The organism is Shimia sp. (assembly GCF_049116215.1).
Taxonomy (GTDB): domain Bacteria; phylum Pseudomonadota; class Alphaproteobacteria; order Rhodobacterales; family Rhodobacteraceae; genus Shimia.
In genome coordinates this window covers 58978-76022 of the sequence record NZ_JAGDZB010000002.1, presented here as the reverse complement: position 1 = coordinate 76022, position 17045 = coordinate 58978, and the positions used below count along the sequence as shown (strand labels likewise).

General features: G+C 59.6%; 17 protein-coding genes. 6 read left to right on the top strand and 11 right to left on the bottom strand.

All coding sequences use genetic code 11. The annotated features are described in order from the left end of the window. Nucleotides 1-38: 38 nt before the first annotated feature. Nucleotides 39-431, bottom strand: a complete 393-nt coding sequence (locus JXR15_RS05935; protein WP_422052323.1) for an MAPEG family protein — start codon at nt 429-431, stop codon at nt 39-41. A 263-nt stretch (nt 432-694) separates the two neighbouring features. Continuing rightward, nucleotides 695-1165 (bottom strand): Lrp/AsnC family transcriptional regulator, encoded by a 471-nt coding sequence (locus JXR15_RS05930; RefSeq protein WP_422052322.1) that lies wholly within the window; start codon nt 1163-1165, stop codon nt 695-697. A gap of 174 nt (nt 1166-1339) precedes the next feature. Between JXR15_RS05930 and JXR15_RS05925 the strand changes: the two genes are divergently transcribed. Then, a complete protein-coding gene (locus tag JXR15_RS05925) occupies nt 1340-3115 on the top strand; it encodes an MOSC domain-containing protein (RefSeq protein ID WP_422052321.1) in 1776 nt (591 codons plus the stop codon). A 27-nt stretch (nt 3116-3142) separates the two neighbouring features. Here JXR15_RS05925 and JXR15_RS05920 read toward each other — a convergent pair whose 3' ends face one another. Genes JXR15_RS05920 through JXR15_RS05910 form a run of 3 tightly spaced genes read right to left on the bottom strand, consistent with a single transcriptional unit; the run spans nt 3143 to nt 5605 of the window. After that, complete coding sequence (locus JXR15_RS05920) at nt 3143-4516, bottom strand: multicopper oxidase family protein (RefSeq protein ID WP_422052320.1); 1374 nt, start codon at nt 4514-4516, stop codon at nt 3143-3145. 50 nt (nt 4517-4566) lie between these two features. Further along, complete coding sequence (locus tag JXR15_RS05915; protein ID WP_422052319.1) at nt 4567-5007, bottom strand: c-type cytochrome; 441 nt, start codon at nt 5005-5007, stop codon at nt 4567-4569. 10 nt (nt 5008-5017) lie between these two features. Further along, nucleotides 5018-5605 carry a L,D-transpeptidase gene (locus JXR15_RS05910; protein WP_422052318.1) on the bottom strand — a complete coding sequence of 196 codons (588 nt, stop codon included), beginning with the start codon at nt 5603-5605 and terminating at the stop codon, nt 5018-5020. Between the two features lie 284 nt (nt 5606-5889). On the opposite strand from JXR15_RS05910, the gene JXR15_RS05905 reads away from it, so the two are divergent. Both JXR15_RS05905 and JXR15_RS05900 read left to right on the top strand, forming a co-directional pair. After that, nucleotides 5890-7464 (top strand): sensor histidine kinase, encoded by a 1575-nt coding sequence (locus JXR15_RS05905; protein ID WP_422052317.1) that lies wholly within the window; start codon nt 5890-5892, stop codon nt 7462-7464. Next, the gene (locus tag JXR15_RS05900; protein ID WP_412554422.1) at nt 7461-7850 is read left to right on the top strand and encodes a response regulator; all 390 of its coding nucleotides are present in this window, start codon (nt 7461-7463) and stop codon (nt 7848-7850) included. Before JXR15_RS05905 ends, JXR15_RS05900 begins: the two co-directional genes overlap by 4 nt. 81 nt (nt 7851-7931) lie before the next feature. On the opposite strand, the gene eno is transcribed toward JXR15_RS05900, so the two are convergent. From eno to JXR15_RS05885, 3 genes are all read right to left on the bottom strand, one after another. Continuing rightward, on the bottom strand, nt 7932-9206 hold the full coding sequence (eno, locus tag JXR15_RS05895) for a phosphopyruvate hydratase (protein WP_422052316.1): 1275 nt from the start codon (nt 9204-9206) through the stop codon (nt 7932-7934). 148 nt (nt 9207-9354) lie between these two features. Then, nucleotides 9355-10239, bottom strand: a complete 885-nt coding sequence (locus JXR15_RS05890; RefSeq protein WP_422052315.1) for a DMT family transporter — start codon at nt 10237-10239, stop codon at nt 9355-9357. A 145-nt stretch (nt 10240-10384) separates the two neighbouring features. Then, nucleotides 10385-11689, bottom strand: a complete 1305-nt coding sequence (locus JXR15_RS05885) for an HlyC/CorC family transporter (protein WP_422052314.1) — start codon at nt 11687-11689, stop codon at nt 10385-10387. A gap of 140 nt (nt 11690-11829) precedes the next feature. Between JXR15_RS05885 and JXR15_RS05880 the strand changes: the two genes are divergently transcribed. The 3 genes from JXR15_RS05880 (at nt 11830) to JXR15_RS05870 (ending at nt 14349) form a co-directional block, all read left to right on the top strand. Beyond that, entirely contained in the window at nt 11830-12531 is a 702-nt protein-coding gene (locus tag JXR15_RS05880; protein ID WP_422052313.1) for a substrate-binding periplasmic protein, read from the top strand. 171 nt (nt 12532-12702) lie between these two features. After that, nucleotides 12703-13404, top strand: coding sequence for a substrate-binding periplasmic protein (locus JXR15_RS05875; RefSeq protein ID WP_422052312.1), 702 nt, complete (start codon nt 12703-12705; stop codon nt 13402-13404). A gap of 126 nt (nt 13405-13530) precedes the next feature. Then, complete coding sequence (locus JXR15_RS05870) at nt 13531-14349, top strand: metallophosphoesterase family protein (protein ID WP_422052311.1); 819 nt, start codon at nt 13531-13533, stop codon at nt 14347-14349. On the opposite strand, the gene JXR15_RS05865 is transcribed toward JXR15_RS05870, so the two are convergent. From JXR15_RS05865 to JXR15_RS05855, 3 genes are read right to left on the bottom strand one after another with little or no spacing between them, the layout of a single operon-like run. Continuing rightward, nucleotides 14313-15266 carry a site-specific tyrosine recombinase XerD gene (locus tag JXR15_RS05865; RefSeq protein ID WP_422052310.1) on the bottom strand — a complete coding sequence of 318 codons (954 nt, stop codon included), beginning with the start codon at nt 15264-15266 and terminating at the stop codon, nt 14313-14315. The two genes, JXR15_RS05870 and JXR15_RS05865, sit on opposite strands and share 37 nt — an antisense overlap. 3 nt (nt 15267-15269) lie before the next feature. Continuing rightward, complete coding sequence (locus JXR15_RS05860) at nt 15270-16787, bottom strand: hypothetical protein (protein ID WP_422052309.1); 1518 nt, start codon at nt 16785-16787, stop codon at nt 15270-15272. Between the two features lies 1 nt (nt 16788). Then, nucleotides 16789-16938, bottom strand: coding sequence for a hypothetical protein (locus JXR15_RS05855; protein ID WP_283426350.1), 150 nt, complete (start codon nt 16936-16938; stop codon nt 16789-16791). Between the last annotated feature and the right edge of the window lie 107 nt (nt 16939-17045).

Genomic DNA, 17045 nt, shown 5'->3' with positions numbered 1-17045 from the left:
CCTTTCCTGGGGGTGAGTAAACTGGAGATTGTGTGGCTTTAGAAGCCTAGAATGTTCACGCCGAGGCAAACCATCACGTTGAGTGTGGCGAGCATATTAGTGCCATTGCCGACATAGCGCAGGACATGGCTGGCATTGTCTTTCTTCAATCCAAAGGGGTGTGCGACCCGCCCGATCAGCAGCAATACGCCGCTGATGTGCAGGTAGAGTGCGGGTGCGCCCATGCCTTCGGCGAGGATCATCAGGATAAGCAGAAAACTTATCCATTCCGCGCAATTGCCGTGTTGGCGGATGCGCAGAAGCAGATCGCTGTCACCGCCGTCTCCGATGGATTGCCCTAGCGCGCTGCGTTTGGATGTGACCCGCGTCCAGAGAACCATGTAGATCAGGGATGCCAGCAAGGCGTAGATTGGTGTTACTGTGAAAATCACGATGTGCCCTTCCTTTGGGTGTCTGTACCCCAAGGACGAGAGCCACCTCCGGATTTCGACATCGGAGAGGAGAGATTTATCGAATTCTTACACCCTGCACTTTAGTGCATTGATTTAATTGGGGAAAAAATTTCAGTTTTTGTGGCTTGAAACCCGGGATTTTGGGGGCGGGACAAGTGATTGGCACCAAGGGCGCTGTTTTGTTCTGTGGTTCCCAATACCAACACCCGCAGGACGGCGCGCAAGGTTTTGGGCCACTGATGTTAAACCAAGTGCTCTATCGGCAGATCCAAGCCAACCTTTTTGCGGCCCATGACAACAGAGGTGCGGAAGCGGCGGACGTTGGCGTTTTCGAAAAACAGACGGTGGGTGAGCTGTTCAAAATCAGCCATGTCTTTGACCACGCAGATCAGACAGAAGTCTGCTTCGCCAGTGATGTAGTAACATTGCTGCACTTGCGGATCTTTGCGGGTCTGGCGGACAAAGAGGTCGATTTGATCCAGGCGCTCGCGTTCCAGTTCCACCATCACCACAAAGGTCATGTTGTGCCCAAGTTTGTCCGGATCAAGCACAGCTATTTCGCGGTCGATCACGCCAGATTCGCGCAGGCTGCGCAGGCGGCGTTGCACGGTGGCAGTCGAGAGGCCCGTGAGATCAGCAAGTTGTTCCAGGCTGCACCGCGCGTTGGTTTGCAAGGCGTTCAGGATGGTTGTGTCTGAGGGATCGAGGGGCATTGTTCAGATTTGACTTCTTGGCGAGAATAATTCTCGAAAGATATCAGTTTGGTGATCGTGAGTCATCAAAAGGTTCCGGCATAAAGTGCCCATGATACAGCTAGGACACAGTAACTGCCCCGCCCCCATGTTTTGTTTCGCTTTCAATGGCCAAGGGCTTGGGAGGGCGGAGAGATGGTGACTGTTGCTTCGCTCTACCGATATCCGATTAAGGGTCTGCCGGGAGAGGCTTTGCCTTCGGTGGCGCTCACTGACGGAGAGGGTTTCCCCGGGGATCGGCGGCGCGCGATTGAGACTGGCTCTTTGCCGGTGCAGCCAGAGGGAAAGTGGACCGCATGTCAGGCGTTCCAGCGCATGACGATCCGGCCGGAGTTGACCTGTTATGCGGTGCGGTCGGTTGGCGATGTGGTTCGGGTGACTGCGCCGTCCGGGACCTCAGCTACAATTTTGCCGGAGACTGATCAGGTCGCCGCGTTTTCTGAAGAAATGGACGGCCAGACGCAACTGGCGCGGGCAGGGGGAGGACGCGGGTATTGGGACCATCCGGATGCGGCGGTGTCGATCATCAACCTGTCGACAGTGGAAGCGATTGGCAAAGCGCTGGGGCGGGAGATTGATCCGTTGCGATTCCGTGGCAATATCTATGTGCGGGCCAAACCATGGGAAGAGTTTTCCTGGCTTGGAAAAACGCTGCGGTTTGGTGATGTGGAATTGCAGATTATTCGGCCGATTGACCGTTGCAAAGGCACATCGGTGAATGTGCAGACCGGTGCGCTGGACGTGAACATGCCAGCGGCACTCAACCAGTTCTTCGGCCATATCTACTGCGGTGTCTATGCCGTGGTGCGGCAAGGCGGAGATTTGACGCAGGGCGCGTCAGGACGCGTGTTGACAGGTGTGTCAGGAGACGCGCTGGCGCAAGCAGCGGCGGTAGAGACGGCGCCTCCGGTGGCGCAATGGCCGCGTGTTGCGACGGTGGCTTCTGTTGAGGTGGAGAGCGCAGATGTGCGCTCGGTTTGGCTGCAAGACAGCCTGTCGGCGTTGGGCACGGTGAAGGCCTTGCGGGGCGGGCAATATGTACGGCTGCATAATTTGGTCTCTGGCGAGATCTGGCGCAGTTACACGGTGTCCGCCACAGAAGGCGGGCAGCTGCGGATTTCGGTGAAGCGCGATCAAGGGTCGGGGTCACAAGCGATACATTTGCTGGCGGCAGGGGATCACCTGGTGATGAGTGGGCCTTTTGGGGAGGCCACTTTGCGACCGGAAACATCTGCGGTCACATTGGTGAGCGCGGGGATCGGGATCACGCCAACAGTCGCCAAGCTGCGTGAGCTGGTGGCAGAAGGGTGGCAGAAGCCGGTGCATGTGGTGCATGTGGCACGCAGCCTTGAGGCGGCGGCGTTGTGGGCGGAATGTAAGACATTGGCCGCAGATCTGCCGCAGGCAACGCTGACGTTGTACCTGTCGCAGGCGGAAAGACCGGTTGAGGGCGCTTTGGGTGGGCGACCAGATTTAGCGGATTTGGCGACGTCTGTCGCGGAGGCGAACGCAGATGTGCATGTCTGTGGACCGGTTGGGTTTGTTGCCGATTTTGAGGCCCAATTGGCGGCGGCTGACGTGGCTGAGGAGCGGGTGTTTGTCGATCGGTTTGCCTCACCACGCGCGACAGTAGACATGCGCGATATTCCTGAGATTGCGCCGGTTTCGGTCACGCTGGCGCGGTCCGATGTGACCGCAATCTGGAGCCCGTCTGATGGGTCTTTGTTGGAGTTTGCCGAAAAATACGGCGTGTTGCCGCCGTCCCATTGCCGTGCAGGCCTGTGTGGCAGTTGCCGATGTGGCATCAAAGAAGGTCAAGCGACGCGGTTGTCTGGGCCGGAGGGAGAAGACACTACGCAGACGTTGATCTGTTCCTCGGTGCCTTCGGGGCCGCTGGTTTTGGATTTGTGAGGTCTGGGACGGGAGCCTGCCTAAAGCTCACACAACCTTGATCCAGGTGCGCATTCCAGCGGCGGCGTGAGACAGCATGTGGCAGTGCATCAGCCATTTGCCGGGTGCACCCGCGATGAAGGCGATCTCGCGGGTCTCGCGGGGCTGCATTAGAATGGTGTCTTTCAAGGGGCCAAAGCTGCCGTCGGGTAGGACTTCCTGAAAATGGGTGCCGTGCAGGTGCATGGCGTGGGCAAAAGACGTGTCGTTTTGCATCGGGATGCGCACGATTTGGCCCTGGGGGACTTCCACCAGTGGCGTGTCGCTGAGACCGGCCTGGCCATTGAAGGCCCAGACCTGGCCTTTGTCGACCAAGCTGCGTGCGTCCAGTGTTTCGCCTTCGTAGGTGGCTTCGCGCAGGCCGCCCATGGCGCCGCCTTCCATATGCAGGGGCACGTTCAGGGCGTCCGTGAGGTCTGAGAGGCGTGGCATTGGGTTGGCGGGCAGGGGCTTGATTGCGGCGCGAGCGGGTTGGGTGCCTGAGATGGGGATCTCTTTGAGCAGGTAGCCCGTGTCGCCTTCGTGCAGGACAATTTGCAGCGCGTTGGCCTCGTTGGCTGCGGCGTCGATGATCACGTCGGCGCGCTCGGCCGGGCCAAAGGGCATCGCATCGAGTGGTTCAGGTGTGTCCAGCGGCATGCCATCGCGGGCGACCAGTTTGCCGTCGCCGCCTTGTACGGAGACGGTGATGACGCGGTCGGTGGCAACGTTGACAAAGCGCAGGCGCAGGCGGGCGTTTTCGGGCACAGCTTCCGGCTGCTCAGACAGCTGCGCGTGGATGTAGTTGCCAAGCCGTCCGGCGTGGGTCCAATCATGCATGGCGTTAAAATCGTCGGTGATTTGGGCGTCTTCACTGAGCCGCCAATCGTCCAGCACCACCACAATGTCGTGGTCCACGTCTGGCGCGTTGGTTTCTTCCACCACAACCACACCGTAAAGGCCGCGAGCGACCTGTTCGGTGGATTGATTGTGGGAGTGGTACCAGTAGGTGCCGGCGTCTTTGAGCGGGAATTCGTAGTGGAAGCGGTCGCCCGTAGGCACCGCGTCCTGGGTCATGCCGGGCACGCCGTCCATGGGGTTGGGCACGCGGATGCCGTGCCAGTGAATGGCGGTTGGGTTGGGCAGGCTGTTGAGCAGCTCCTGCTTGAGGGTGTCGCCTTGTTTGAAACGCAGGAGCGGGCCCGGAACAGATCCGTTGTAGCCCCAGACCTCGGTCTCCGGATAGTCGCCGAACTCCGCATCTATCAGCTGCACACGGCCTGTGGTGGCTTCGATCACCGGGGCGGTGGCCGCAAGGCCGGTTTTGGGCGTCAGGGCCAGGGCGGCGGTGCTGGCGAGGAACTGGCGGCGGGTGAGGGGCATGGGGGCACTCTTACTGGTCGGAAGTTTGGAGGTGGGCGGCGGTGGCGCGTTTAAAAAATGCCGTTTTCGCGTTGCAGCTCGCGGACGTAGGCCACGATGGCTTTCACGTCGCCTTTGGTCAAGCCTGCCACCGGAGGCATGTTGCCAAAGGCCCAGTGATGAGCGCGCACGCCGTTGTCGACGGCCATGAAGAAGGCCATGTCGGAATGGTGGCCGGGCTCGTAGATCTTGTGCACCAGTGGAGGGGCAACGCCGTCCTGGCCTGCCGCGTTTTCGCCGTGGCAGGCGGCGCAGGTGGCCTCAAAGGCGCGTTTGCCCATTTGCGCCAGCTCGCTGTGAGCGGCGGGCTGTGTAACGGCAACCATGGCGGTGGTGGCTGTGGTTTCGGGGGAAGCGACTGGCTGGGCCGGGGTGGGCTGAAACTGGAGGGCGGCAAATGTTACCGCGCCCAGAGCCAGCACCACGCCCGCGAGGACAAGGGGTTTGGTCATGGTGTTGGGATCAGATCAGTTTGACTTTGGTGCCGACTTTGGTGCGGTCAAACACCTCTTCGATGTGTTCGTTGTAAAGGCCGATGCAGCCGTTGGAGGAGCGGCGGCCAATCTTGCGCGTGTCGTGGGTGCCGTGGATGCGGTAGTATTGCCACGACAGGTATAGCGCGCGGGTGCCCAGCGGATTGGAAGGATCGCCGCCTTTGACATATGGCGGCCACTCGGGGTTGCGCTCGCGCATCGATGGCGTGGGCGCCCAGCCAGGGTTGGCGCGTTTTTCGGTGACTTCGGTGTAGCCGCGTTTGGTGAGTTCGTCGGTCAGCGGCACGGAGGTTGGGTAGATGCGCATCTCGCCATCCGCCGTCCAGTGCTGCAGCACACGCGTGGTGGTGTCGGAAATGATCAGACCCGCGCCAAGCGTGTCAAAATGGTCCTGCCACTCATGGGTGCGGAAGGAGGACACGTTGCGCTGCACGGATGGCTCCGGTTCCGCCTCGGTGAGCGCCAGCGCGGGGGAAGCGGCCACAAAGGGTGTGAGCGAGCTGCTGATCAGAAAGGAGCGGCGGGTGAACCGGGGAGATTTGCGGGTGTGTGCCATGCGTGCCTCGTGATTTTGTTTGCGCATGGTGTGACAGGTTCCAGTGGGGGGAGGTCAACACACATTGGGGTCACGAAGGCGTGAGTGAATGGGGGTGCTACCAGTCCGGCTGCTGTTTGAGAGGCGTTGCAGCTCTTGGTGGTTGAGGTTGCGGATCAGCCTAAAAAGAAGGGCTATGCCTAAGCTGTTCAAGGAAGAGTTAATCTTTTCGTAAGACCAATTGCATACCAAAGGACTTTAGCGTGCCGGACTAGCCAAGATATTAGCGAATAGCGGAGAGCAAAATGAGCAGCGAAACTGGAGACAAGGGCACCAAGGTGGGCTCTATCCAACAAAGTCACCTAAGGCGCAGGCTTTTTGCCACGATCGTTGTTTTGTTGGTTCCGATGTTCATTGCCAGTGCGGCCTCTGTTTTCTTTCATCAGTCTGCCGCTGCGACTTCTCGTTATGTGCTGGCCATGGGCCAGATGATTGAAGCCGTCTCCAAGTTGAAAGGCCATGCGGCGCAATTGGAGATGTCTCGGAGTTTTGATGCGTCGGAAGCACAAGATACTTATGTGCGGGCGTTGGGATACTATTCTGCAATGCGTGCTGCAGATCCGGATGGTGATGAAATCGAAGAGGACGGCGAGTCCGCTACGCGTCAGGCGTTGAATACACGTACCGAAGAGGCCGGTATTGATCCGATTGTTTTGGGCACAGAATTGGGGTTGCTCGGCCATGAAATGCCTGAGGTCTTGGAAGACGTCTGGGAAGAAGAGGAAGATTCCTGGGAGGCAGGCGTCTCTGAGGAAGTTTCTTTGGAAAACTCGATTGGGACCATTCTCCTGGCTGCTGCCGAGATTTTTGCGGATGGCAAGACTGATCCAGCCACGCTGGCAGCCTTTTGGGCCGAGGCCACCACACTGTCTTCCGAGCAAATCGAGCATGTGAACGCGGTGTTGACGCAACAATCCCAGACTGCCGGCGAGTTGCCGGTATTCCTGTCCGTGCTAGTGTTTGTTATTGCGCTGTTCGCGGCGGTTTTTGCCTGGTTTACGGTTGCGAGGCCGCTTGTTGCGGAAATCCTGCGCATTCAATCTGAGCTGCAAGAGGAAGCGCAGGCTGCGCGGGCCTCAGATATGGCTAAGTCGCAGTTCCTTGCCACCATCAGCCACGAGCTGCGCACGCCGATGAACGGTGTTATTGGGGCAGCCCAGCTTTTGGAAGTGGCGGACCTTCCGGAGGAAGACAGAGAGTTGATTGATATTCTGAACTCCTGTGCCGACAGCCAGATGGCGCTGATCGAAGAGATTTTGACCTTTGGCGAGATTGAGGCGGGGGCGTTGCGCATGAAGTCCGAGCCGATTGAGGTGAAGGGCTTCATGAAGAATGCGACCAGCTTTGCGACGATTTTGGCGCAGAAGAAAGACCTCTCGTTTCATCTTGAGGTTCCTGAGAACGCACCAGAATTCTTGGGGGATGAAAAACGGCTGCGCCAGGTGATTGTGAATCTTGTGGGCAATGCGGTGAAGTTCACCGACGCAGGCTCCGTGCATGTCAGTGCTACCGTTGCGCACGCCGAGGGATCGGAGGACGCCGTGTTCTCCGTGGCGGTCACGGACACAGGGGCGGGTATCGCGCCTGAGGATCAGGCCAAGATCTTTGAGCGCTTTATGCAGGCGGACAGTTCCTCCAGCCGGAAGGCAGGGGGCACTGGCCTGGGCCTATCGATTGCGCAGGGCATTGCCCAGGAGGCAAACGGCGACATCACACTTGAGAGTGAAGAGGGCAAAGGCTCCACGTTTACGCTCACCATCCCGACAAAACTCAACACCGCCACCAGTGGCGCATCGCAAGACAAAAGGAACGCAGCATGACCAAGCCAGACTTTTCTGCCCTTAATCCGCGTATTTTGGTGGCCGATGACGAACCGATCAATCTGAAGGTGATGCAGCGACTTTTGAAGCACTGCGGCATCAATTGTGAGGTCGCCAATGACGGTCTCGAGTGTGTGCAAAAAGCGGAGTCTGGGCAGTATGATGTGATCCTGATGGACATCAACATGCCCAATATGGACGGCATTGACGCCACCCGCGAGATCAGCCGTTTGTTGTCCCCGGAGGGGCCAAAGATCATCGCCGTGACCGCAAGTGTGTCCAATATGCAGAAGCAGGAATGTGATGAGGTTGGGTTTTCCGGTTTTATTCCCAAGCCTGTGCGGATTGATAAGCTTGTTGAAGTGCTGTCTGAGCACTTGCACTGAGGGTCATCCAACGAATGTCCAGTGAAAGAAAAACCCCGCTCATTGGCGGGGTTTTTCTGTTTTGCAACCTATCACCAAAGCTTATTTCAGCACGGAGCGGCCAGCGTATTCGGCGGTTTCCCCCAGCGCTTCCTCGATGCGGATCAGCTGGTTGTATTTGGCCAGACGGTCTGAGCGCGACAGAGAACCGGTTTTGATCTGGCCGCAGTTGGTTGCGACAGCGAGGTCGGCAATCGTGGCGTCCTCGGTTTCGCCGGAGCGGTGCGACATCACATTGGTGTAACGTGCGCGGTGGGCCATATCGACGGCTTTCAGGGTCTCGGTCAGGGAACCGATCTGGTTCACTTTCACCAGCATGGAGTTTGCCACGCCCTGCGCAATGCCGTCCGCCAGACGGGTTGGGTTGGTCACAAACAGGTCGTCACCCACCAGCTGGACTTTGTCGCCGATCAGGTCGGTCAGGGCTTTCCAGCCGTCCCAGTCGTCTTCGTCCATGCCGTCTTCGATGGAGATGATCGGGTAGTCGTTGCAGAGGTCGGCGAGATATTGCGCGTTCTCAGCGGAGGTCAGGGATTTGCCTTCGCCCACCATCTCGTATTTGCCGTCTTTGTAGTACTCAGAGGAGGCACAATCGAGGGCGAGGTAGATGTCTTCGCCCGGCTTGTAGCCGGCTTTTTCGATGGATGTCATGCAGAAATCCAGCGCTTTGCGGGTGCTTTCCAGAGCTGGGGCAAAACCACCTTCGTCACCGATGCCGGTGTTGTAGCCCGCGGCGGTCAGTTCTTTTTTCAGGGTGTGGAAGACTTCGGCGCCCATGCGGATGGCTTCGCGGATGTTGGCCGCGGAAACAGGCATGATCATGAATTCCTGAATGTCGATTGGGTTGTCGGCGTGCTCGCCGCCGTTGATGATGTTCATCATGGGCACCGGTAGAACGCGGGCAGAGGTGCCACCAACGTAGCGGAACAGTGGCTGTGCGGTGTGGTCGGCAGCGGCTTTGGCAGCGGCGAGAGACACGCCGAGGATGGCGTTGGCGCCGAGGCGGGCTTTGTTTGGGGTGCCGTCCAGTTCGATCATCGCCTGGTCGATGGCAACCTGCTCAGTTACGTCCATGCCAACGAGGCATTCAGCGATTTCACCGTTCACCGCGTTCACCGCTTCCAGAACACCTTTGCCGAGGTAGCGGTCTTTGTCGCCGTCGCGCTTTTCAACCGCTTCGTGGGCACCAGTGGAGGCGCCGGAAGGGACAGCTGCGCGGCCCAAAGTGCCGTCTTCGAGGATCACGTCAACTTCGACGGTTGGGTTGCCGCGGCTGTCGAGAATTTCGCGGGCAAAGATATCAATGATGGTGCTCATGTCGGAGGATCCCTCGGATGGCTACAAATGTCGGGCGCAGCTATAGCAGGGCGGGGGCAAAAGTAAACGCTGTTTGATAGCGCTAACGGAGGTTTTTCCACAGGTTAGGGCTAACAGTGACAGGAGGACGCTGTTTTGCTGGATCTCCCTAGGCTTGGGCCGGGGTGGCGGCTTTGGCGAGGCGATGTTCACGCATGAAGGTGAAGAGGCCGGAGCCGATGATCAGCGTGGCGCCCAGCATGGTGGGCAGGTCGGGGCGTTCGCCAAAGGCCACCATGCCAACCAGGATGGAGAACAGCAGGCGGGAGTAGCGGAAGGGGGCGACAACGGAGGCTTCGCCGAGGCGCAGTGCCGTGACCACGCCCCAATAGCCTGCGGCACCAAAGGCCACGGCGCCTGCCATCATGGTGAGGTGGGAAGTGTTGACCGTGGCGTAGTCGGCGGCGTTGAAGAGCATCAGCAGCGGGCCCGCGAGGACCAGCGAGGCGAAGCTCTGGAAGGAGACCACAAAGGACGACACAGAGGCGTCGATGGTGCGGGTGATCAGGTCGCGCAGGGCAACCACGATGACGGCGCCCAGAACCAGCAGGGCGTTTGGGTCAAAGGCGTCGGTGCCGGGGCGGATGATCAACAGGACGCCAGAGAAACCAACTAGAATGGCGGTGAGGCGGCGCCAGCCCACTTGCTCACCCAGAAAGAGCGCTGCGCCAAGCGTGATCACCAGCGGCAGGGTCTGGAACACGGCCGCAACCGTTGAGAGGTCGACGCGGGAGAGGGCGGTGGCGAAGAGCACGGCGCCACCCGCTTCACAGGCGGTGCGCAACAACATGCGTGGGGACCAGGCGGCGGGGGCAAAGAGGTTGTCGCCTCGCAGGATGGCAAGCACGGCAAAGACCGCGCCGGAGCCCAGACCCAAGGCCATGAGGATCTGGCCCACAGGCAGGGTCACAGAGAGGGATTTAATGAACATATCCTCAAGCGTGAAGCCAAGCATGGCTGCCACAAGGATCAGAATACCGTGTACGTTTTGCATAATGTTACCCGCGCGTCAGATGGTTCACAGGTGAACAGCAACGGGCGACATGGCAAGCCTGTTTCCGACAAAGGCCACTAAAGCATCATTCAATTTGGTGATGTGGCCCATCACGCGCTGTGCAGGGATGGGCCGGTTTGTCAGCTTAGAGCGGGCGGATTTTCAGGTCGGTGATCCGGTTGGCTTCGCGCCCGGTGACCTCAAACCGGAAGCCATGGAAGGAGAAGACCTGCCCCACGGTGGGGATCATCTGCGCCTCATGGATCACGAGACCGGCGATGGTGTTGGCCTCGTCATCGGGCAGGGACCAATCGGTGGCACGGTTGAGATCGCGGATGGTCATGGCGCCTTCGATCAGGAACTGGCCGTCCTCGGATTTGCGGATCGGGTGGTCAGCGTCTTCGTCAAACTCGTCGGTGATCTCACCCACGATCTCTTCAAGGATGTCTTCGAGCGTGATCAACCCTTGCAACGAGCCGTATTCATCCACCACCAGCGCGAAGTGGGCGTGTCGGCGCAGGAACTCGCGCATCTGGTCGTCGAGCGACGTAGTTTCCGGCACGAAGTAGGGTTCTTTGGCAACTTCGGTCAGGTCAAAAGCCAGTAGGTCGCGGGCGTTGGTTTCTTCCTGCACGGCGCGGGTGTACATGCTGCGGAACAGGTCTTTGGCGTGAACCACGCCAATGATGTTTTCCTGATCGTCTTTGTAGACCGGCAAGCGGGTGTGGTTGCTTTCCAGACATTGTTTGAGAATGTCGGCAGGCGCGTCGTCGGCGTTGATCATTTGGATGCCGGAGCGGTGCAGCATGATCTCTTCGACCACACGATCCGACAGATCGAGCGCGCCCAAGATGCGGTCGCGGTCTTCTTTTTCTACAATGCCTTCGGAGTGGCCCAACTGAATGGCACCCGCGATTTCCTCGCGCATGGCCAGCACTTGGCTGTCCGGGTCGGTTTCCACGCCAAACAAGCGCAGCACGCCGCGCACCAATACGCGTACCGCCGCGACGATGGGGGAAAACAGTGTGACTATGACACTGATCGGGCTGGCCACGGTAGAGGCTGCGTCTTCGGGGCGGGTGATGGCGTAGGTTTTGGGCAGCACCTCGGCAAAGATCAAAACCAGAAGGGTCATGACCAACGTGGCGAGCGCAACGCCACCTTCGCCAAAAGCGCGGGTGAAGAGAGCGGTGGCCAGAGAGGTTGCGAGGATGTTGACCAGGTTGTTGCCCAGCAGCACGGAGCCGATCAGCCGTTCGCTGTCCTCGGTCACGTTCAGGGCGCGTTGAGCCCCGCGATTGCCCTTGTCAGCCTGGGCGCGCAGTTTGCCGCGAGAGGCCGCTGTGAGGGCTGTTTCGGAGCCGGAAAAGAAGGCAGACAGCGTCAGCAAAAAGAAAATCACGCCAGCGGTGATCCAGAATGCGGTGTCAAAAGTTGTGGTGGGCTCCATGGGGTCCTCTGAAATCTCAATCACTTAGGTTTATGGGGGTGCAACGGGGCCGGATCAAGAGGGGGCAGCGCGCTTAAGCCTTCTTTAGGTGGTTTGATCTAAGGGGGCGCCCAGTTCAAACACATATGAAGTGGGATCCAATGAAAGCTTTTGTATTTGCCGCCCTCGCGCTGCCAACCGTTGCTCTGGCTGATGGGGCCAGCGTGTCGTTCCTGACCGAGGATTACGCGCCGTATTCCTGGACGGAGGACGGACAAGCCAAAGGGCATGCGATTGACCTGATCAATGAAGTGGCGGCGCGTGCGGCGCTGTCACATTCGGTTGAGATCACCAAATGGACCCGCGCCATTGCGCTGGCCGAGAAAGACGCGAACACCTGTGTGTTCTCGACCGCACGCACCGCCGAGCGGGAAGCGAAGTTTCAATGGGCAGGGCCGATGTATGTGGAAGGCATGTATCTGATCCAGAACGCGGGTACCAACGGTGAGGTGACGTCTTTGGAACAGGCGCTGACCAAATCCATCGGTACGCAGGTTGGGGATTTCACAGTTGATCTGCTCGAAGAGCTGGGCGCGGCCAAAGTGGATGCGGCACCGGATCTGGACAAGACCATGAAGAAGCTGGCGGCGGGCCGGTTGGACTATGTGATCCTTGGTCAAGAGAGCGCCAACGCGTTGACTGCGGCAGATGCCGGTCTGGAGATCGCGATGGAAGTGTCGCGGGATGAGTACTTCATTGCTTGCTCGCATGATACGCCAGCCACCGTTGTGGCCGAGATTGACGCGGCAATGGATTCTCTTTTGGCGGACGGCACACAGGCAGAGATTGTATCGCGTTACTGATGTGATCCTGAAGCGAGAAGATTGTGGCAAAGCCGGGGCAAGCGTCCCGGCTTTTTTTATTGGGTTTCAGCGGCTTGTGATTTTGTCTGTGCGCAAATGCCGCATGTTTACGTTGCCTTCAGACATGCGGCGCAGAACCGGGGCAGAGATATCAAACAAGGAAATCCACCTATGAAAACTCTTGCACTCTGCGCTTTGGCTTTGTCCACCGCAACGGTGGCACAGGCCGCGGACGTGAAGTTTTTTACGGAAGACTATGCCCCTTACAACTACGTTGAAAACGGTGAGCTGACCGGCCACGGTGTGGACATCATCACCGAGGCGCTGTCGCGCTCTGGTGTGTCCGCCGAGATGGAAGTGACCAAGTGGTCGCGCGCCATCACTTTGGCCGAGCAGGATGCGAATACCTGCGTCTTCACCACCGCGCGAACGCCGGAACGTGAGGACCGCTTCAACTGGGCCGGTCCGATGTATTCCGAGGCGATCTACCTGATCCAGAAACCGGGCGCGAACGGCGACGTGAGTTCTGTGGAGCAGGCGCTGACCAAGAAAGTTGGCACGCAGACCGGCGATTTTGCCGTGGCGTTGCTGGATCGTCTGGGCGCCAGCGACATCGATTTGGCACCAGATGCGGAGATGACGTTGAAAAAGCTGGGCGCGGGCCGTGTGGATTACATGGTGGCGTTGGAATCTGCCGCGGCAGTGGCGATCGAAGACGGCAGCTTTGAGATTGCCATGGAGATTTCCCGCAACGAATTTTTCCTGGCCTGTTCCAAGACCACCGATGAAACGGTGATTGCCCGCATGGATGACGCGATTGACTCGATCCTCGCTGACGGCACCCAAGAAGCCCTCGTAGCGAAGTACGACTAAGTCTCAGTTGAGATGACGTCGGGAAGGCCGGGCCATGTGCCCGGCCTTTTTTGTCTGACGGTCATGTGATTGGCGCTTTGAGCTGGACGTCGTAAAGCTGCGGCGAAGACATGACGGAGGCAGGCAGTGCGACATCAGGATTTGGGTGAATTGGCAGGGCCAGTGCTGCTGTTTGGTGGGCCGTATTCCAATTTGCAGGCCACCGAGGTGGTTTTGGCACAGGCCGAGGCTTTGGATGTGCCAACTGGTCATGTGATCTGCACAGGCGATGTGGTGGCGTATTGCGCACAACCGGCGGAGACGGTGGCGGCGGTGCGCGCGGCGCAGGCTGTTGTGGTGGCCGGAAACTGTGAAAAGCAACTGGCGGCAAATGCGCTGGATTGTGGCTGTGGGTTTGAGGCGGGCACGACCTGTGATCTGTTGTCGGCGGGGTGGTATGCCCACGCCAATGCAGAGGTCGATGCGGAAGCGCGGTGTTGGATGGCGGGATTGCCGGATGTGGTGACGTTTCAGCAGGGTCGTGTGCGTGTTGCCGTGATCCATGGTGGGGTGACCGACGTGGCGCGGTTTGTTTTCTCGGTGTCGCCGGAAGCTGTGTTTGTAGAGGAGATTGCGGCGCTTGAAGCTCTGGTGGGGCCAGTAGACGTGGTGATCGCGGGACATTCAGGTATTGCGTTTCAGCGGCAGGTTGGCGGCGCAACGTGGGTCAATGCCGGGGCTATTGGCATGCCGGAGCATGATGGGCGGCAGGAGACACGGTTTGTGGTTTTGTGCGACGGTTGCGCTGAGATCAAAGCGTTGAGCTATGACGCTGAGGCCGCGCAAGCAGCGATGCAGGCGTCCGGGCTGACGCAGGGCTATGACCGGGCGTTGCTCAGTGGGTATTGGCCGTCTGTGGATGTGTTGCCTCAGGCGTTGCGCTTGCCGTCTTTGGCCAAGGGGTGATGGGTGGTGACCAGTTCGCGCAGGCGTTCATCCAGCACGTGGGTGTAGATTTCGGTGGTGGCGACGTCGGCGTGTCCAAGCAATGTCTGGATCACGCGTAGGTCGGCGCCGTTGGCCAGAAGATGCGTGGCAAAGGCATGGCGCAGGGTGTGCGGAGTGACTTTGGACGGCGAGACACCGGCGGCGACGGCAAGGTCTTTGATCAACATGTAAAAACGGTGCCGGGTGAGGTGGCCCGAGGCACTGCGAGAGGGAAAGAGGAAGCGCGAGGCGGGTTTGCCTTTGGATCGGGCGATATCCTCGGCGGCGTCTAGGCAAACGAGCCATGCTGCAAGCGCATCGCGGGCAGGTGGGGACAGCGGCACCATGCGTTCTTTGCCGCCTTTGCCCATCACCAGGAGCATTTGCGGATCACCGCGCGCGGCGGAGACCGGCAGGCTGACCAACTCGGTCACGCGCATACCGGTGGCATAGAGCAGTTCCATCAGGCAGGTGTTGCGCAGGCGGTCATCGGTGTTGCGCCCGTGGGTGCGGGCGGCGGCGAGCAGGCCATCCACCTCGGTGACTTCCAATGTTTTGGGCAGGCGCTTGGCGCGGCCGGGGCCTTTGATCTGGATCGCGGGATTGTCGGATCGCCAGCCCTCTTCAAAAGCAAAACGGAAGAGTTGTTTGATGGCGGAAAGGCGGCGGGCGCGGGTGGATTGGGCGAGGCCCTGGGCGTCACAGAAGAGCAGGTAGTCTTCGACGTCGGATTGAGACAGCGCGTCAAAGCTGTGGGACTTGCCGTGGGCCCAGGTGGCGAAATCGCGCAAGTCGCGGGCGTAGGCGGCTTGGGTATTGGGCGACGCACCAAGTTCGGCGGCCTGCGCTTCAAGGAAGGTGGCAATCCATTGCAGCGTGTCATCAGGCGCGGCCATGGCTTAGCCTCGCGTGTCCAGAAGCGCCACTTGCAGCGCAGCGCGGCGGGCGGTGTCTTCCAGACCGACGGCGCGGAAGGTGGCGAGGGCTTCGGTCAAGGCGCCGAGGTTGCCGGCGGCGCCGTCGTCCATGAGTTCCATGGCGGTCAGCAGGCTTTCTCCCAATTGGCCGCGGGCCAGCATAGTGGAGATTTCCTGTGGCACACCGGCGTCGTGGAAGGCGTCGGCAATGGCGCGGTGCACCGGATCGGTGGGTTTGCGGGGCGGGGTGCCAAGGGCCAGGCCTGCCAAAAAATCCCGAGGGCCGGAGCGGGCGGCGCGCTCGTAATCTGAGGACAGCAAAGCAATGTCGCGGGCCAGACGGGCGGTGACGCCTTGTAGGGGCAACTGCAACAGCTGCGGGCCGTAGAGTCGGGCAAAGGGCACTTCGAGGTGGACCTGTTGCATGGCGGCCCAGGCTTGGGGGAGTGTGTCGGACACGTCGCGCAGATCTTGTTTGGTGACCGCGCGATCAAACGCCTGCACCGCTGCAACACGGTCCCAGATCATGCCGGAGGCAGATGGGGAGCTTTCGGTGTAGAAACCCAGTAAGGCGTTTTCGTGTAAGGCAGAGGTGCGCGCGAGGCGTTCGGCGGCTTCGAGTTGTGCTTTCCAGCCAGCGGTGTCGCGCAGGTCCGCGTGGGCGTAAGGGCGTGGCAGGCGGGCGGCGGTTTGGCCTTCGCCTATGGCTTCGTAAAGCCGGAATTTGAGCGGGTCGGGTCCGTTGGCGGCAACCAGAAGCGGCTCGCCTTCAAACAGCTCCGGGTCGAGGAAGCGCAACAACAATGCATCCATTTCCTCGGAAATCAAACCAAGGGCTTTTGCGGTGTCGAGCGTCAGGGCGGCAGCGCGCCAGTCACCGGCGCGGGCGGTGCAGAAAATGCGGGACGCATAGTCGGTTGCCAAATGCGGCGCGGCCATCAGGGCTTCGCAAGCGCGGGTTTCCTGGCCCATCAGCAGGGTCACGTCGAACCAGCGTTGAAAAAGTGACGGGGTAGTTGGTCCTGCCCGGTCCAGCAAGGCTTCGGCTTGTTCCAAGGCGCCCATTTCAACCAGTTTGTCGACGCGGGCCAAGAGGAGCTCATTTGTGACGCCAGTTTCGCGCGGCGCGTCCGCTTCGGCCAACAATAGCGTGTAAAGCAAAGCTTGCATCGCAGGCAAGACATCGGGGCGTTGGGCCGCGACCAAACCGCTGAGCGTGTCGGCATCAGAAGCTGACCACAGCGAGGCGGGCAGGCCGGTCACGTTAGAGGGCAACAGCCCAACGGCATCTTGTGAGGTTTCTGACAGCGGACTGACATTGATCGCAGGTGTGGCGACGCCTTCGCTGACCGGAGCTTCGTTGAGCGGCAAGCCCATATCCAAGGTCACGGTTGGGGTGTGATCGAGCCAGTCAATTGCTGAGAGCGGTGCGTTTTGCGCGTGCAGGGTGCTGGTGGAGAGAAAGAGCGCGGCGAGACCGGTGCGGGAGAGGTGTGTCACCCTATTGTCCTGTCAGCTCAAGAGGAATGCGCACTTCCGCCTGTGGGGCGGAGAAATCCGCGCCAAAAATTGGCCCGAGATAGGCGTATGCCACCAAGGCCACCGCGGCCAGCACCACTAAAAATAACAAGGCTCGAAAGAGTCTGCCCATAATATCCTCGATTTTTCTGCCTGCTTTTTTTCAACTTATAACTGGCCTTTCCAGCAAGATCACGTCATTCAATGTCGAAACCACACTTTTGGGCAAGGCTTAGCCGA